Genomic DNA, 16288 nt, shown 5'->3' with positions numbered 1-16288 from the left:
GAGAATACTACGAGGACGGGCGCTCCCCGGTGGTAATCCGAACGACATACATGAAGAGCGGGAACAGATAGAGCATCAGCTCTGACAGCGTTGGTGCCGCCCCTTTGTTAGCGACAAGTACAAGCGCGAGCAACGTATAGGCAAGTACCAGCCACAAATGGAGGCGCAGGGGGAGAAACTTGTTCATCGGCTTTTTCTTTCAGTATATTGAAAATAAAGTATAAATAAGAGATGTTTATACTTTGTGCAGCAGCAGCTGCCACCGGAACGCCCACATCCAGCGCAGTTCATACTTCGTGATGTCTGCCTGCCGCACCAGCTCCTCTAGTTCCCGCCTCCTGAAGGCCCGCCAGACCGAGAGTGGCGCATCGTTTTTAACCAGGTATGAGCGCGAGAAAGCTGCCGTGATATACTTGATGGAATAGTAAGCCAGCCAGTGCCGGTGCAGGTCGTTGATGACGACGGCCATACTTGCCTGGTGGTGCAGTTGCCGGAACATGCGCACCAGCTGCGCATCGGTAAAGTGGTGGCAAAAGAGGCTACACACCACCACGTCATACTTCTGTTGGGCGAATTCCTCCGAGAAAACATCGTGCTGCTGTACCTGCACCTCCGGGAAGTCGTGGCAGTGGCGGCGGGCATACTGCACCATAAACTCGTTGGCGTCCACGCCCACCAGCTCTACCTGTATACTTTTGCTCCGGGCCCAGCGGGCCATGCTTTTCAGGGTGTCGCCACCGCCGCAGCCAATGTCGGCAATGCGCAGGTGCCGGGGTTTATACTTGGCCACCAGTTTGTCAAGCGCACTCAGTACCACCTTATGCCCGCCCAGCCAGTTGTTGATCACCTCCAGCTCCGCCAGGTTGCGCCGCAGCTCCTCGCCCGTCAGCGTCAGGTCGTCCATCAACTCCGGCTCGCTAGACCGCTGCCTCAGCATGTGCATAGTGGACCTTGAGTAACATCGACTCCAGGGTTAGGCCAGGCCCGAAAGCAAAGCTCAGCACCGGCTCGTTCTGCTCCTGCGGCGTCAGGGTCTGCATCAGCTCCTTGAGCACAAACAGCACCGTGGCCGACGACATGTTGCCGAAGTCGCGCAGCACCTGGTAGGCAAAGCGGTTGTCGTGGCGCGTCATGCCCAGTTCCTGCTCTATCACCTCCAGAATGCGGCGGCCGCCCGGGTGTATGGCAAATAGATTGATCTCGGAGATAGTGGTCTTCAGCCCCTGCAGCAGCCGCTCGGTCAGTTGTTTAATGCCTTTCTTGATGAGGTCGGGCACGTAGGAGGAGAGCGTCATCTCAAAGCCGGTGTCGCCGATGTGCCAGGCCATGTCGCGCTTGCCGGCCGGTGCCAGGTCGCAGTGGAACGACTGCAGCTCCAGGCTCACCTGCCGGCAGGGCTGCCCCTGCATCAGCACGGCTGCCGCCCCGTCGCCAAACAGCGCGTTCGACACCAGGTGGTCCTGCTCCGGGTTTTTCTGGAAATGAATGGTGCAGATCTCAGTGCACACCAGCATCACCTTTGCTTCCGGATTGGCCCGGCAAATAGCATCGGCCAGTTTAATGGCATTAAAGGCGGCATAGCACCCCATAAAATTCACCGACGTCCGCTGCACGCAGGGCGAGAGGATCAGCCGCTCCACCAGCTCAATATCCAGCCCAGGCGCATACATGCCCGTGCAGCTCACCGTGATCAGGTGCGTCAGCTCGCGCAGCTCCGTTGGCCCAGCTTGCTCCAGGCAGCTGCGTATGGCTTTCTCCGACAGATCCACCGCATGGCGGCGGTACACATCCATGCGCTGCTGCACCGTGGGGAAAGGCTCCAGGGTGGGGGTGTTGGGGAAGAAGGAGAAGTTGCCATTCTGGCGGGTATAGTCTTCTAGCACACTGTAGCGCTGGCCGATGCCCGACACGCGGTAGAGCGCCCTCAGCTTGCGGGTGTCCTGCTCGCCGAACTGCAGAGCGGCGGCCATGAAGTCCGCCACCTGCATCTGTGGTATTTTGTGTGGCGGGTTTGCCGTGCCGATGGCGCAAATGTAACTTTTCATGTAGTACCTGTTCGGGGTATGGACTGGTGTAGCGTATTTCAGGAGAAAACATGGAACGGATGATCCGCACACGGTAAAAAGAAACACGCTAGTTTAGTACGGAAGCAGCTGGTTATAAGATGTGAGCAGGATCAGAAAGGGCGGCCGTGCGTCTGCCGCATGATCAGCTGCACCGCAGGCGGCGCCAATTTCAGTAGCCCCACCGCCGCCTCCGAGAGCAGCGGTCCGCCGAACAGCCGCTGCACGGCCCGGCCCAGGCGCAGGCGGCCGGCAAACTGCTTTTCCCAGGCCAAAGTATACTGCCGCTCCAGCTCCTGGCGCGTAAGGTTTTCACCAAAGTATAAGAGCACCTGGTCGGTGGCGATTTTGGCGGCGTGTATGGCCATGGCCATGCCGTTGCCGCAAAGTGGCGTGATCATGCCGGCCGCATCGCCGCACAGGAGCATATGGTTCTCCACGCAGGTTTTGGTGGAGAAGGAGATCTCGTTGATGACCTCGGGCTGCGGGTACAGGAACTCGGCCTCTGTGAAGATGCGGCGCAGGTGCGGGTTGCGGTAAAGTATGGCCTGCTCCATGGTGGGTATGGAGCCGTGCTGTTTCAGGTTGTCGCGGGTGGTGAGGTAGCAGAGGCAGTACTTGCCCTCCTCAATGGCCGAGGTGCCGGCGTAGCCATCCTTAAAGTTGTGCAGGGCGATTAGGTCGCGCGGAAAATCATGCCTTACATGGTACTTCACCCCGATGTAGGGCGAGCGTGCCCGGAAGAAGCTGCGCTGCAGCTGGCGGTCCAGGTTAGAGCGTTTGCCAAACGCCCCGATGGCCACCCGGGCATTTATACTTTTTCCACCTGACAGGGAGGCTGTGAATTCGTCGTTGGTAAAGCTTATTTCCTGCACCGTTTGCTGCAGCATAAACTGCACGCCCTGCCGCTGTGCCAGCTCAAAAAGGTAATTGTCGAGGGTGTAACGGCTCAGTCCGAAGCCGCCTAAATCCAATTTTGCCTGCAGCGCGTTGCCGGTGGGGGAGGTAAGCATGAAGCGGCTGATGCGGGCGGGGGCAAGGGGGCTGATCTGAGCGCCGAGCCTGAGCAGGTACGGCAGCGCTTCGTTGGAAACATACTCACCACACACCCTGTGGAAGGGATAAGTCTTTTTCTCGACGACTACCACCTGGAGCCCGGCCCTTGCCAGTCCCAGTGCACTTACCAAGCCGGCCAGCCCACCGCCAATCACCACTACATCTTTTTTTGTCAAGACTTTAGTTCTTTATGAAATAAATTTTGTCCAACTTTGCGGGTGCCTATTTAGTGAACATCCCTATTTTAAGGGGTATAACGACGAACAAAAAAATAAGGCAAGCGTTTTTAATATTGGAACGACTTTTGTCTTATACTTTACGTAAAGTATTTCGATAACCGATTTATATGAAGCAAATTATACTTTCTCTATTTACATGTTTCACTGTGCTGTTTGTGCAGGCGCAGGCTAAAGCCCCTGTGCAGGTGCAGGAGACGAGGCAGCAGGCACAGGCAGATAAGAATCCGCTTGGGCTGCAGCAGGACGAAGACGTGGCTATTTACCCTAACCCCAGCAATGGTGTGTTCACAATTTCCGTGTCTAATTTAGAGGCGCAGGAGGTGGAGCTGACCATCCTTAACGTGATCGGGAACGAGATTTACCGTGAAACGATAAAGCGTACCGAGCCTAAGATCTCCAAAACTATTAACCTGGACCGCCACGCCAAAGGGTTATACTATGTAAAGCTGGAGGCGGATAACTACAGTGCCGTGCGGCGCGTGGTAATAAAATAAAATCAGAGAAGATCTTGCTATAAGGAAGCGGCTGCTCTTGCAAAAGGGCAGCCAATTTTTTTGCCCGGGATATACTTATGGCTTCTGCTCCGGGAGTATGGTTTTCGGCACAAAGCCGGTGTACTGCATGGTGTCCTGCCGGATACGAGCCTTGGCGAACATGGCGTGGGCAGTGTCGAGAATGTGTATTTGTTGGGTAGTGTCGAAGTATGCGACGGAGGGCGCCTCAAAGTCTGGCTGGCTGTAGAGCTTGCCGCTAATGAGCGGCTTAGTACTGTAGATGACATCGGCCGGCAGAGGGGCTGGCTGGCCTGTTTCGCTGGCTACAGTGGCCCGCTCCTCGTTCTGCACGTGGTCGGTTTTGCCGGAACAGGCGCTCAGGCAAAAAACGGCAAGGGTGATGAGGAGGAATAGCTTCATGTGTGGCGAAAAGAGTATATCTTGTTATATATATGTGATTTTGGCTATAATGTTACAAAAACCTGATAATAGTGTTTAGCCACCGCTTTATAACCTGCTAAAACAGCCTGTAGCAAGCAGCTCCCTCAGATCAGCCTGAAGTATAACTGCTCCGAGCGTTAGCCCTCCGCCAGGTAGGCCTGTACCTGCTTCACCGTCTCTCTGGCCGATCTGCCCACACCAATAAGTGTGGCAGAAGCAAAGCCGGTCCAGTTGCCGTAGCCCACCAGCCACAAGCCGGGGCAGTTTACGGCCCTGGTTCCTTCGGTACGCACTTTGCCCTCCGCTGTAAGTACGTCTAATGAGGCCAGGTGGTCCAGCGCGGGGCGAAAGCCGGTGCACCAGATAACCGCATCGAACTGCCCGTGGCTGCCATCCTGCCAGATTACCCCGGTCTCATCCATGGCCTTGAAGGTACGGACCGCATGCAGCACGTTGCGCTCCCGCGCAGCTTTTACCGGTGGCACCATCACGATGTTGCCCAGGTTCAGGTGCTCGGCCTTAAACTCGCGGCCTTCTTTCTGGGCGTAGTACTTGGCCGAAGCCACATCAAATAGCACGCGCCCGTCCACATCGTCGGGCAGGAAGCGCGGCGTGGTGCTGGTGGCCCACACTGTTTCAGCCACCTCCGATGCATCGGCCAGGATCTGCGCGCCAGAGTTACCCTCGCCTACCACCAGCACCCGCTTGCCCCGCAGCGGCTCCGGGTTCTTATACCTTGACGAATGCAGTTGTAGCCCTTTAAAGCTGTCGCGGCCGGGTATGGGTGGTACGTATGGCTTTTGCCAAGTACCGGTAGCGCTTATCACTGCCCGGGTCCGGTAGGTCCCGTCTGTGGTCTGAAGTATGAACCCGCCGTTCAGCCCGCGCTGCACCGCCTGCACCTGTACCGGCCGCTTCACCGGCAACCGGTAGCGCTCCTCGTACTGGCGCAGGTAACGGATTACCTCCTCGCGGGCCGGGAAAGCCTGCCGCGACTTTGGCATCAGCCAACCGGGTAGTGAGCTGTGTTCGGAGGGGGAGAAAAGTGTGAGCGAGTCCCAAGCATGCTGCCAGGCACCGCCGGCCGCCTCCTGGTCATCCAGTATAAGGTAGTTCAGGTTGGTTCTTCGCAGGAAGTAGGCACAGGCCAAAGCACTCTGGCCACCGCCTATGATGATAAGGTCGTATGTCATGCGTTTCAATGCCTGCTGATTTCTGGTCGGCAATGCTTATCGTGCTGGCTTAAGGTACATACTTTCCGGTGATTTGCCTTGGGTTAGCTGGGAAAGTATAAACTACAAATCCCCTCTGTGGTGAGCAGAGGGGATTTGTAGTGGCCCTGCCAGGAATCGAACCTGGATCTAGAGTTTAGGAAACTCCTATTCTATCCATTGAACTACAGGGCCTTGAAAGTGAGAAGTTTATCGAGCAACTGCCAGCGTAATTTCAGCCCATTTACTTAAGAAGCACTACACTTTGTTTTACACGACTATAGCTGCTTTTAATTTCGGACGAGCAAAGATAGCTTTTCTGAGCACATCATACAAAGCTGTAGTACGTGTAAAGTATAAACAGGTACTATTGGCAGAATAAGCTGAGGTCGAACAGCCGTAAAAGTGTAGCTGCTTCGCCATTTTCAGCCCCCTCGGCACTCTCCTCACAACAAGCACAAAGTCTCACTATCTTCCCTTCGATCATACTTACAAGAGATTCAGCTTTATACCCCCGTTTATGACACGACCGTCCACTGGCGCGTAAATTTCATGGAACTCCGGGTTCCGCATGCTGCCGCTGTAAATACTGCCAAACTTGCTCTGCCGGGTGTCGAAAATGTTCTCGAAGTTGAGGAACAGGGAAAACCGCTCGAACATCTTCTCTATCATCACCCCGTTTATCCAATAATCACGCCCGCTACTGCCATCGGTCAGTCGCTGCGGGCTGAAATAGTAGGCTTCCAGGCCGATGCGGAAGTTGTCCTCTTTTTCCAGCATCAGCACCGTATTTACCCGGTGCTTGGGCGTGAGCGGCATGTCGTTCACTTCTCCGTTATAGTGTTGCCTGGCATCGGTGTACGTATAGCCCAGAAACAGCTTTACCCACTCGTAGCCGAACTTCATGTTGGTTTCCACGCCCTTTGTGTCCACGTGCCCGTTGGCATTCCGGAACTCATACAAGTTGTCCGGGCGCAGCGTGAGAATAAGCGGGCTGCGGAGGTAGGTGTAGAAAAACATGTGGTTGATGCTGAACGTCACATCTTCCCCGATAAGGGTGTTGAAGTTCACGTCAGCATTACCTCCTATGGAGGTCTCCGCCTCCGTCTGGCTGATGTTGAGCGGAAGGATGTTCCGGAACGTGATATCCTCTGCCTCCTGGGTGAAGATGGTCGGTGCCTTGTAGCCCATTCCGCCACCGATACGGGAGGTGAGGCGCTCGCTTACCTTGAACAGGGCCGAAACCCTTGGCAGCACGAACAGCCCTTTGCTCTTGTTCGCTGGCGAAGGCGTTACATAGTCGGTTCTCAGGCCAGACTCCAGCACGAACCACTCCACCGGCGAAAATGTATTCTGTGCAAAGGCGCCGATGATGGTGTTATCATAATCCCTTGCCCCAACAGCATCGGCACTCCGCTCCGAGAAATCGTCCGTCCAGAGGTTGGCGCCTATTACCCAGTCATGTTTTTCGCCGGTAAGGCTGTAGGCCGCTTCACTGAAACTGGCGGTTTGCTTTCCATCGAAGTCATAACCGGGCACGGCAATATCCCTGTTGAAGAAGCTCAGGCTGTTCTTCACCGACAGCATCGCTTTCTCTGACAGCCGATGCTCCAGGTTGAACTGGGTCGACAAGCGCTCCGTGTTGTTCTGCTCAAAGTATAAATCACCTTCCTTCTCATCCATATAGCGCATGTCACCACCCAGTCGCTCTTCTTTAGAGGCATTCAAACCCAGGGAAAGTTGGGTGCGCTCGCTCGGGTAGAAATAGACGGTGGGGTTGGCTGTATACCGCTCAAACTCCGGGATGGCAGAAAAACCGATGTCGGCCGGGTCATAGGCCTGGTTGGTGTTTCTGGATGCAAACACCGTAACACCGAAATCCCCGAACCTTTTGCCGTAAAAGCCACTCAGGTCAAGCCCGTTGGCGCTGGTAATGTTAGCCATCAAGCTAAGCTCCCCTTCCTCCGTCGGCTTTTTGGTGATCAGGTTGACGAGTCCCGCGATCGCGCCGCCACCGTATAGTGTGGAAGAACTGCCCTTGATCACCTCCACCTGGTACAGGTTCAGTGGTGGGATCTGCATGATGCTCAGGCCGCTGGAAAAACCGGAGTAGAGCGGGAAACCGTCCTGCAGGATCTGCGTGTAGCGGCCATCCAGTCCCTGGATACGAATGTTGGCGTTGGCGCTGGTGGCTGATGTCTGCTGCGTCTGAATACCTGTGCTTTCACTCAGGAGCATCCGGATGTCTCCTGGCTTCATGTTCGCTTTCTCGCCCAGTTCTTCCAGCGTAATGGCTTCCACCCGTGTCGGGATGTCTTCAATGGTGCGGCTGCTGCGTGTGGTGGTCACCACCACCTCTTCGAGCTCCTCACCGCCTGGCGCTAACAAAACGATCAGCGGCGTTGTTTGGGCGAGCGGAAAGAGCAGGGTGTCGAGCCTGTCTTCGTATCCGATATAGCTGAACCTGATTACGTGCCTTCCCTCGGGTATACTTCTTAACTCAAGTTCGCCGGCGGCATCGGTGCTTGCCCCTAGCGTTGTCCCTTCAACGGAGGCGGTCGCCCCGATCAGCGGTTGCTTTGTTTCGCTATCCCGGATGATAGCTTTTAGTGTATGCTGGCTATAGGCCACGGTGCTGCTCAATAGCATGAGCAATACAACGATGTATTTCTTCATTCTGGTTTATCTAATGCTAAAATAAAGGTAAGTACGACACAAAAATGTATCGCATTAAAAGTGGCAAAGTCGCGCTTATGGCATTAGCTTAGCCTGGGAGGCTGCCAGATGGAATGATAGAACTGCGGAATGTGCCTTTGCCCGAATTCTGCAAACAGGTTGTGTGTCGGGGTAATAAGCGAAGCCGTTTCAGCGGTGGTGTCCGCCAATGTGAAACCGATGCAGGAGGAGCAACTGTAAAAGGGAGAGCAGGCGTCAGCCGCGTCTTCAGGATGATCCGCTTGCTCGGTTTTAACCTCGGTGGCGCAGTTATCGGAGATGCAGCAGGGGGAAACCGAGAGCACCAAGGTTAACAGGGCTAGTATGACAGTCACTACCTTCACGCCCCAAAAGTAAAGCCTCTAACCTAAACCTACAAGCTATTAGGGCAGAAGGCGGCAATGAAAGGGGCAATTTTAAAGTATGGATTTTTATGCATCCGAATGAAAGTTCTCGAAAAAGCTTACCGCTCAATTAAATTCGTTGGGTAACTTCCCGGCCTGAAAGTGGCGTTTGCTGCCAAAACCACATAGAAACAGAAGTATGGTGATTATCTCCGGAATAGATTTTACAGATGTCTTAGACCTTGTAGGGACCTTCGCCTTTGCGACAAGCGGTATCAGGCTGGCTTCCGGCAAGAACATAGATTGGTTTGGGGCCTACATCATCGGGCTGGTCACAGCTATTGGCGGTGGTACAATCAGGGATCTGCTGCTGGACGTTACCCCTTTCTGGATGACGGATGCATCTTACCTGATCACGACAGGGGTAGCGTTTCTGGCAGCCATCCTCTTTAAAAATACACTGTTGCGATGGGGCAACACGTTGTTTCTGTTCGATACCATCGGGCTTGGGCTATTCACCATTGTGGGTATTGGCAAGAGCCTGGATGCGGGGCTACCCTTTTGGGTGTGTATCCTGATGGGCGCCATCACGGGTTCGGTAGGCGGGGTTATCCGGGACGTGCTGATTAACGAGGTGCCGTTGCTGTTTCGGAAAGATATCTACGCCCTTGCCTGCATAGCCGGCGGCTTCGCCTATTTCTTGTGCTACCAGTTTAATCTCCCGAACGCCGTTACCGAGCTGTCCGCTGTGCTGACAGTGATTACCATTAGAGTGATGGCCGTAAAATTCCACATACAACTGCCCATACTTAATTTGGATGACACGGAGAAAGAAGGTTAAGGGCGCCGCTAGGAGGCATAAGCTATAGTATAACGGAAGTATAAAACTACGGCGCCAATGGTTTTATACTTCGGAGGAACTGCCGCAGCACAGGCCCCGCGTCAGGAGGAGGTAACTACGGCAAACACAAAGCCCATGACGGTAAGCACCAGGCCCACCATAAAGATAGTATAGGAGACGCGCAGGATCTTATACTTGCGGTCCAGTACCTCGCCCAAGTAGTAAATATCGGTGATCATGTTGTTGTACAGCGATTTCTTGTCGCGCATGATGTCGTGCATGCCTTGCTGGAACTCCTCCAGCGGCAGGTTGGTGAAGTTGCCGAAAAACAGCAGGTTCACTTTGCGGGTGTCCAGCTTCTTATTTTTCTTTTTCTTGAACGTGAAGCTGGTTACCTCCGGCTGTGCCGAAATAATGGCGAAAATAACGGAGCCCAGCGTGGTGAGCAGCAGAATGCTGATCGGGATAAGGAAGGTGCGGTGCGTGGTATAGTCGGTGCCGACAGTTGATGTTTTGGCGCTGAGGTACGTGATGATCACCGAGATAATGATGGCGTTGAGGCTGATCATCATGTTCGCCTTGTTGTCGGCGATCGCGCTCAGGTCCAGGTGCGTGCGGTAGGTGTTGCGGAACATTGTCTCAATGCCGCGCTTGGGCTGGGCCAGCGTTTTGTGGCTCTTCTTCTCCTCCTTTTTCTTCTTTTCAATCTCCTTGCTCAGGCGGCTGCGCTGCTCCTGTATGTTCAGCCCCAGCTGCGAGGCAAACTTGCGCTGTGCCTGGTTGGTATGGAAGGTGGTGGAAAGCAGGAAGTCCATTTGAAACTGCTCCCACTCGCCGTCGGTAAAGAATTTATCCTGGAAGATCTCCCACTCCACGCGCAGCAGCTCAGCCGTGGCAAAGAACGTGTCCTTGCCAATGTTGGCCATGTCGGCATCCACCAGCAGTTCCTGCAAAAGTGTCTCGGGCTCCTGGTCGTGCTTGGTAGCCATGATCATTTCCGTGATCAGATGGATACGTTCCTGAGGGTACTGCTTCTCCTGCAGCCATTCGGTAGCGATCAGCACGCTTTCCGCCTCGTGCCCGTCGTAGGTGTTTACATAGCCGGTGTCATGAAACCAGGCGGCCAGAGAAAGGTCCTGCAGCTTGTCTTCTGCCAGGTTGCTGCGCTTGCCAAGGTCCTGTGCCTCGGCTACTGTCTCAAAGGTATGTTTGTAGTTATGATAAACGAGCTTTCTTGAGAGCCTATCCTTAAAAAGCCTGAAGACATACTCCCCGGCTTGCTTTATAATTGTCTGGTCTTCCATAATTGGTTTTGTAGCAGCGCCAGGCACGCAAAAAGCGACAAAGGGCAGCCCGGCGGCAGGTGCATGGTGCGTGGCATATGGTATCTGCGGTTACGGTAAAATCAGCATTTTGTTAGTGAGAAACAGTAAAGCAGGGGTGTTGGGCGGTAATCTGCAAGGTAACAACTAAAAGCGACATTGCCTCGTTTATGAATTCCAGTTCTGCCGTTCCAGTGGCGCCACTGCGGACAAGGGAGGCTATGTGAGAGAAAACGCCAGCCCGCGTATAATCCCTCCTCTGGCTATGCCCGTACTTACAGCTATACTTTGCGGGGCATCTGCCAAGCGGAAAGCGCAGCAGTGCGTGCCTTACGGCAGGTGTACTAAGCCAACAAAACTATGATCAAACCATTACAGCATACACAACGGCTGTTGGTGCGCCACGGGTGGTGTGTGCTGCTGAGCCTGCTTCTATCAGCCTGTATCTCCACGGAGCCGCAATACAGCAGTGAGGCCTTTGCCTGGGAGCGGGAGGCTCCTGCCCCCGACAACGACGTACTTTACACCGTGTTCCTGATCGGGGATGTGGGCGCGCCTGACCCGAATGGCGAGCCCTCGCTGCAGCTTATGCGCAAAATGATGATGGAGACCGGGGAGAGCAGCGCCACTGTCTTTCTGGGCGATAACGTGTACATGAACGGCCTCCCGCCCGAGGGGAGGTTTGACCGGGAGGAGTCGGAGAGGCGCCTGAGGGACCAGCTCGACATCCTGAAAGGGTACCCCGGCGAGAAATACATGATACCCGGCAACCACGACTGGAACCACAGCGGCCGCGGCGGGCTGGAGTACGTGATGCGGGAGCAGCGCTTCGTGAACGACTACCTGACGGAAGAGAACATTGTGGTGGGCGGCGATTTTTACGTGCCCGGCAACGGCTGCCCCGGCCCTTACGAGGTGAAGCTGAGCGACGACCTGGTGATGATCGCCCTGGACTCGGAGTGGTGGCTGCACCCCTTCGACCGGCCCTACGGCGACAACAGCAACTGCGGCACCGGCACCGAGGGCGAGATGCTGCTAAAGCTGGAGGACATTATCGAGAAGAACAGCGGCAGCGACATCCTGATCGTGGCCCATCACCCCCTGATGACACGCGGCGAGCACGGCGGTTTCTTCACCCTGAAAGACCACATCTTCCCACTGACCATGCTCCGCGAGTGGATGTACCTGCCGCTGCCGGTCATCGGCTCCATTTACCCTTTTGCCCGCAAGTATGGCGGCATCCTGCAGGACATCCCGCACCCGCGCTACCAGGCCTATGTCCGGGGCCTGCTCGATATCTTCAACAAGTATGATAACATTGTGTATGCCGCCGGCCACGAGCATGCGCTGCAGTACTTCAAGTATAATAACCTGGCGCACATTGTGAGCGGCTCCGGCTGCAAGACCGACTACGTGAAACCCGGCGTGGCCGAGTATGCCCACAAGGTAAAGGGCTTTGTGAAAACAACCTATCACCGGAATGGGGAGGTATGGGCCGAGTTCTGGTCGCCCGAAGGCAAGGGCGAGACCGGCAAGGTTACGTTTCGCACACTGCTCTACTCTAAAAAACCACGCGAGGAGCGCCCGCGGCCGCACGACGATACCAACTACGCCGACAGTACCATCACCTTGGCGGCCAACGTGGAGTACCGCGCCGGCGTCCTGCATACAACCCTGCTGGGCGAGCATTACCGCCAGGAGTGGGCCACGCCAATAGAGGTGCCCCTGCTGGACATGAAGACCGAGCAGGGGGGGCTTACTCCCTACCAGAAAGGCGGGGGCAAGCAGACGGCCGCGCTGAAGGTACGCACACCAGAGGCCACCGAGTACAGCCTGCGCACCGTGGACAAGGACCCCACCATGTCGCTGCCGCCCTACCTGCGCGAAACGGCCGCCCGCACACTGCTGCAGGACCAGATATCGGCGCAGCACCCCTATGGCGCCCTTATTATACCGCCGTTGGCCGATGCCGCCGGCGTGTACCACACCAACCCGGAGCTGGTCTACATCCCCAACACTCCTTACCTGCGCCAGTACCAGGATGAGTTCAGCAACACGCTGGCCTACCTGGAGGAGGACGCCGACGAGAACCACGAGAACACAGCCAGCCTGGGCAACGCCAAAAACCTGGTAGGCACCGACAAGGTGCTGGACGAGCTGATGGAGGACAACGACCATGAGGTGGACCAGCGCGAGTACGTGCGGGCGCGCCTCTTCGACATGCTCATCGGCGACTGGGACCGGCACGAGGGGCAGTGGCGTTGGGTGGAGGAGGATAAGCCCGACAAAGGCAATCTGTACACCCCCGTGCCCGAGGACCGCGACATGGCTTTTTTTAAGGCCGATGGGGTGCTCCCGTGGCTCGTAACCCGCAAGTGGGGCATCCGCAACATCCAGAACTTTGGCTACGACTTTGAGGATGTGGTGGGCCTGAACCTGAGCGGCATCACGCTGGACCGCACACTTACCTCTAAGGTAACACGCGAGGAATGGCTGCAGATAGCCGAGGACATTCGCCGAAGCATGACCGATGAGGTAATAGAGCGGGCGGTGCGGGAGTGGCCTGAACCGATCCGGGAGCTTTCGGCCCCGGAGATAACAGCCAAGCTGAAGGCCAGGCGCGAGCAGCTGCCGAAGGCCGCCGCCGAGTACTACGACTTCCTGGCGCAGTACGTGGACATCACCGGCAGCAACAAGCACGAGCGCTTCCTGATCAAGCGCCTGAACGATGAGCAGTTGCAGGTGATCGGGTACAAGACCAGCAAAGAGGGCGAGCTGCGCACCGAAATCTACAACCGCACTTTCCTGACAGACGAAACAAAGGAAGTGCGCATCTACGGCATGGGTGGCCGGGATGAGTTTATCATTTCGGGCGATGTGGACGAAAGTATACTGGTGCGCATCATTGGCGGCAAGGACGAGGACATCATCACCGACAACTCCAGCGTGAGCGGACTGAAGAAGCACACGGTGGTGTACGACACGGAGCAGGGCAACCAGTTTACCTTTAGCAGCGAGACAAAGGATAAGACTGAGCCGTACGAGGAGGTCAACCTCTACGACCGGGATAACTATAAGCTGCCCTACGTGGGGCCGCGCCTCTCGGCAGAGTATAACGTGGAGGATGGTGTGTTTTTGGGGGCAGGCATACTGTGGCGCACGCACAAGTTCCGCAAGGACCCCTACGCTGCGCAACACCTGCTGGAGGCTAACTATGCTTTCCGCACCAGCTCCTATAACCTGGAGTATACCGGCGATGTGCGGCAGGTGCTGGGCTTTTGGCACCTGGGCCTGAACGCGCACCTGCAGGGGCCGCAGTTTCAGCGCAACTTCTATGGCCTTGGCAACGAGACCCGCAAAGACCCGGAGGTAGACAACAGCTATTACCGTGTGCGCTACGAGCGCCTCTCCCTGAGCGCGCTGCTTTACCGGGAGCCGTTTGCGTTCGTGAAGATGGGGCTTGGGCCTACCTATGACAGGTTTAATGTGGATGACCCCGAGGGGGAGAGTTTCCTGGTGGACCAGGCGCGGGCTGGGCAGCTGAGAGAGGGTACCTACAACGTGGAGAAAGGAAGGTTCGAGGCACAGCATTACCTGGGGGCAAAGGCCTTCTTTAACCTGGAGGTGTTGGGCAGCGGCAGCACAGAGGCCAACCCGCGCATTGGCATGCGCTGGTACAACACCATCAGCTACAACCACCAACTGGGGGCGGAGGGGCTAAGCTTCACCAACCTCAGCACCGAGTTCCGCTTTTACCTCACCCCGAACTTCCCGTTTAAGCTTACCTGGTCTGGGCGGCTGGGGGCGGCTCGCAACTTCGGCGACTTCCGCTTTTACCAGGCCAACACCCTGGGCGGCACTGAGAACCTGCGCGGCTACCGCCGTACCCGCTATGCCGGGCGCGGCAGCGTGTATGCCAACGGAGAGGGCCGTCTGCACCTGCTTGATTATAACTTATACTTAACCCCTGGCAAGCTGGGCATCCTGGGACACATAGATGCTGGCAGGGTATACTATGCCGGCGACCCGGACAGGGGTTTCCTGCGTGACCTGCACATGGGCTATGGCGGCGGTGTGTGGGTAGATATGCTGAACCGCACGGTCGTGTCGCTTACCTACTCAGTGGGAGATGACGACGATGACGATCTGTGGCTGCTGAAATTCGGCTTCTTTTTCTAACTCTTATCTGAACAAAAAGTATAACCGGGAAAGCAGGCATCCCTTAAGATAAGCCTGAATGAAACCTACAGAACTATGAAAAACCTATTACTGCTGACTACACTTTTCTTTATACCCTTCTTTTTGGCGGAAGCGCAGGTAACACCCGAAACAGAGGTGCTGGAGGAGTTTGCATCCCCTGGTGTGCGCGGCGAAGGCAAGCCGCGCGGAGTGGTGGTTAGCTACGAACGCCTGCCTGGCTTTGGCATAGAATCCGAATCGGATAACCCCAGGGTGGGCGATGGCTCCGGGAGGATAGACCGGCATAACAAGTTCTCGGTGCGGGCCTTTGCCCCACTCCTGAACAAGCCGCAGGACAAGGTGGTGATCGGCTTTAACTATGAACTGGAGGAATTTAACTTTGGGGGCCTTACACCGGCCTCCTACGACCTGTACCGCTACCTGGAGGACAAGAACCTAAGAAGCATAGGCTTGCAGGTGTTGTACCTGCACTCGCTTAACGAGCGCAACTTCTACTTCATACGCGTAAAGGGCGAACTTAACGGCGATTACACCCGTGACAACATCAACGTGTCGGATTACCTGAAGGGCACCATGGACTTGGCTTACGGCTGGAAGAAAAGCCCGGACTATGTCATTGGGGTGGGCCTGCAATGGGGCTATACGTTCGGGCGGCAGAGGGTGTACCCGGGCGTCCTCTACAACCGCACCTTCAATCCGAAATGGGGGGTGGAGTCTATCTTCCCGGCCAATTTAAGGGTCAGGTATAACCTGAACGAGAAAACGCTGTTCTACGCCGGCTACCGCCTGGAGGGAGCTAGCTACAACCTGTATGTGGATGAGCCGCCGCTGTCAGAGTTCGAGGACCTGGAGTTGCGCCGTACCGATATAAAGGGCCTGCTGCGCGTGGAGCGCGAGATTTACGACTTCCTGTGGTTTGCTGTGGAGGGAGGCTTCCGGCAGTACTACAGGCACCGCCTCTATGATGATGTGGGCTCACGGGATGAACTGATCGAAAACGACCTGGCTGGCGCCGGGTATGTGGGTGTGGAGCTATACCTGGTGCCACCCAGAAGGTTTACCCAGAAGTAAGCGTGGCGCATCTGGTAAGTATAAAGCCTAAGCTGCGATGTTTGTGGAAGTGTAAAATAAACCTTTGGCCGCCTTTTTCCATGGTGCAAGTCTTCAGACTTGTATCCTTCGATGAGGTCAAGTTTGCAACTTGACTGGCTTGAAAAGCCATACTTGCTTTGGCTATACTTTATAACTCAAGTTGCAATTAACCCACCCCTGCCCCTCCAAGGAGGGGAATTTCGCAAAAGAGTAGGTGATCCCCCTCCTCGGAGGGGTTAGGGGTGGATTTACACCTGCACATCATGAGTA

The 16288-nt window shown here is 55.7% G+C and carries 13 protein-coding genes and 1 tRNA gene; 4 read left to right on the top strand and 10 right to left on the bottom strand.

Going from position 1 to position 16288, the window contains the following annotated elements:
* Positions 1-7 precede the first annotated feature (7 nt).
* The 4 genes from OH144_RS16290 to OH144_RS16275 all read right to left on the bottom strand — a co-directional run bounded on the left by OH144_RS16290 (position 8) and on the right by OH144_RS16275 (position 3295).
* Positions 8-187 (bottom strand): hypothetical protein, encoded by a 180-nt coding sequence (locus OH144_RS16290; protein WP_266203334.1) that lies wholly within the window; start codon positions 185-187, stop codon positions 8-10.
* Between the two features lie 48 nt (positions 188-235).
* On the bottom strand, positions 236-943 hold the full coding sequence (locus OH144_RS16285) for a methyltransferase domain-containing protein (protein ID WP_266203333.1): 708 nt from the start codon (positions 941-943) through the stop codon (positions 236-238).
* A complete protein-coding gene (locus OH144_RS16280; RefSeq protein ID WP_266203332.1) occupies positions 918-2045 on the bottom strand; it encodes a type III polyketide synthase in 1128 nt (375 codons plus the stop codon). Before OH144_RS16280 ends, OH144_RS16285 begins: the two co-directional genes overlap by 26 nt.
* 131 nt (positions 2046-2176) lie before the next feature.
* Positions 2177-3295, bottom strand: a complete 1119-nt coding sequence (locus OH144_RS16275) for an NAD(P)/FAD-dependent oxidoreductase (protein ID WP_266203331.1) — start codon at positions 3293-3295, stop codon at positions 2177-2179.
* Positions 3296-3465: 170 nt separating this feature from the next.
* Here OH144_RS16275 and OH144_RS16270 point away from each other — a divergent pair, with 170 nt between their 5' ends.
* Positions 3466-3852: a T9SS type A sorting domain-containing protein gene (locus OH144_RS16270; protein WP_266203330.1), complete on the top strand. Its 387-nt coding sequence runs from the start codon at positions 3466-3468 to the stop codon at positions 3850-3852.
* A gap of 75 nt (positions 3853-3927) precedes the next feature.
* Here OH144_RS16270 and OH144_RS16265 read toward each other — a convergent pair whose 3' ends face one another.
* The 5 genes from OH144_RS16265 to OH144_RS16245 form a co-directional block, all read right to left on the bottom strand.
* On the bottom strand, positions 3928-4272 hold the full coding sequence (locus OH144_RS16265; protein WP_266203329.1) for a hypothetical protein: 345 nt from the start codon (positions 4270-4272) through the stop codon (positions 3928-3930).
* Between the two features lie 158 nt (positions 4273-4430).
* Positions 4431-5486, bottom strand: coding sequence for an ArsO family NAD(P)H-dependent flavin-containing monooxygenase (locus OH144_RS16260; protein WP_266203328.1), 1056 nt, complete (start codon positions 5484-5486; stop codon positions 4431-4433).
* A 141-nt stretch (positions 5487-5627) separates the two neighbouring features.
* A tRNA-Arg gene (locus OH144_RS16255) sits at positions 5628-5699 on the bottom strand.
* 294 nt (positions 5700-5993) lie between these two features.
* Positions 5994-8180: a TonB-dependent receptor gene (locus tag OH144_RS16250; protein ID WP_266203327.1), complete on the bottom strand. Its 2187-nt coding sequence runs from the start codon at positions 8178-8180 to the stop codon at positions 5994-5996.
* Positions 8181-8263: 83 nt separating this feature from the next.
* Positions 8264-8563, bottom strand: coding sequence for a DUF6660 family protein (locus OH144_RS16245; RefSeq protein ID WP_266203326.1), 300 nt, complete (start codon positions 8561-8563; stop codon positions 8264-8266).
* 199 nt (positions 8564-8762) lie between these two features.
* On the opposite strand from OH144_RS16245, the gene OH144_RS16240 reads away from it, so the two are divergent.
* A complete protein-coding gene (locus OH144_RS16240; protein WP_266203325.1) occupies positions 8763-9404 on the top strand; it encodes a trimeric intracellular cation channel family protein in 642 nt (213 codons plus the stop codon).
* A 101-nt stretch (positions 9405-9505) separates the two neighbouring features.
* On the opposite strand, the gene OH144_RS16235 is transcribed toward OH144_RS16240, so the two are convergent.
* Entirely contained in the window at positions 9506-10708 is a 1203-nt protein-coding gene (locus tag OH144_RS16235; RefSeq protein WP_266203324.1) for a Pycsar system effector family protein, read from the bottom strand.
* Positions 10709-11086: 378 nt separating this feature from the next.
* Between OH144_RS16235 and OH144_RS16230 the strand changes: the two genes are divergently transcribed.
* Together OH144_RS16230 and OH144_RS16225 are read left to right on the top strand one after the other, a co-directional pair.
* A complete protein-coding gene (locus OH144_RS16230; protein WP_266203323.1) occupies positions 11087-14905 on the top strand; it encodes a metallophosphoesterase family protein in 3819 nt (1272 codons plus the stop codon).
* Positions 14906-14980: 75 nt separating this feature from the next.
* Positions 14981-15997: a DUF6268 family outer membrane beta-barrel protein gene (locus tag OH144_RS16225; RefSeq protein ID WP_266203322.1), complete on the top strand. Its 1017-nt coding sequence runs from the start codon at positions 14981-14983 to the stop codon at positions 15995-15997.
* Positions 15998-16288 lie beyond the last annotated feature (291 nt).

The sequence above is a fragment of the Pontibacter kalidii genome, from assembly GCF_026278245.1.
GTDB lineage: Bacteria > Bacteroidota > Bacteroidia > Cytophagales > Hymenobacteraceae > Pontibacter > Pontibacter kalidii.
The sequence above is the reverse complement of the archived record's forward strand: the minus strand, read 5'-3'. Positions and strand labels throughout refer to the sequence as shown.

Excerpts from the sequence above, each read along its gene's own strand:
- OH144_RS16290 (WP_266203334.1), bottom strand. The coding sequence starts at position 187 with ATGAACAAGTTTCTCCCCCTGCGCCTCCATTTGTGGCTGGTACTTGCC.
- OH144_RS16240 (WP_266203325.1), top strand. The coding sequence starts at position 8,763 with ATGGTGATTATCTCCGGAATAGATTTTACAGATGTCTTAGACCTTGTA.
- OH144_RS16285 (WP_266203333.1), bottom strand. The coding sequence starts at position 943 with ATGCACATGCTGAGGCAGCGGTCTAGCGAGCCGGAGTTGATGGACGAC.
- OH144_RS16270 (WP_266203330.1), top strand. The coding sequence starts at position 3,466 with ATGAAGCAAATTATACTTTCTCTATTTACATGTTTCACTGTGCTGTTT.
- OH144_RS16230 (WP_266203323.1), top strand. The coding sequence starts at position 11,087 with ATGATCAAACCATTACAGCATACACAACGGCTGTTGGTGCGCCACGGG.
- OH144_RS16225 (WP_266203322.1), top strand. The coding sequence starts at position 14,981 with ATGAAAAACCTATTACTGCTGACTACACTTTTCTTTATACCCTTCTTT.
- OH144_RS16250 (WP_266203327.1), bottom strand. The coding sequence starts at position 8,180 with ATGAAGAAATACATCGTTGTATTGCTCATGCTATTGAGCAGCACCGTG.
- OH144_RS16235 (WP_266203324.1), bottom strand. The coding sequence starts at position 10,708 with ATGGAAGACCAGACAATTATAAAGCAAGCCGGGGAGTATGTCTTCAGG.
- OH144_RS16260 (WP_266203328.1), bottom strand. The coding sequence starts at position 5,486 with ATGACATACGACCTTATCATCATAGGCGGTGGCCAGAGTGCTTTGGCC.
- OH144_RS16265 (WP_266203329.1), bottom strand. The coding sequence starts at position 4,272 with ATGAAGCTATTCCTCCTCATCACCCTTGCCGTTTTTTGCCTGAGCGCC.
- OH144_RS16280 (WP_266203332.1), bottom strand. The coding sequence starts at position 2,045 with ATGAAAAGTTACATTTGCGCCATCGGCACGGCAAACCCGCCACACAAA.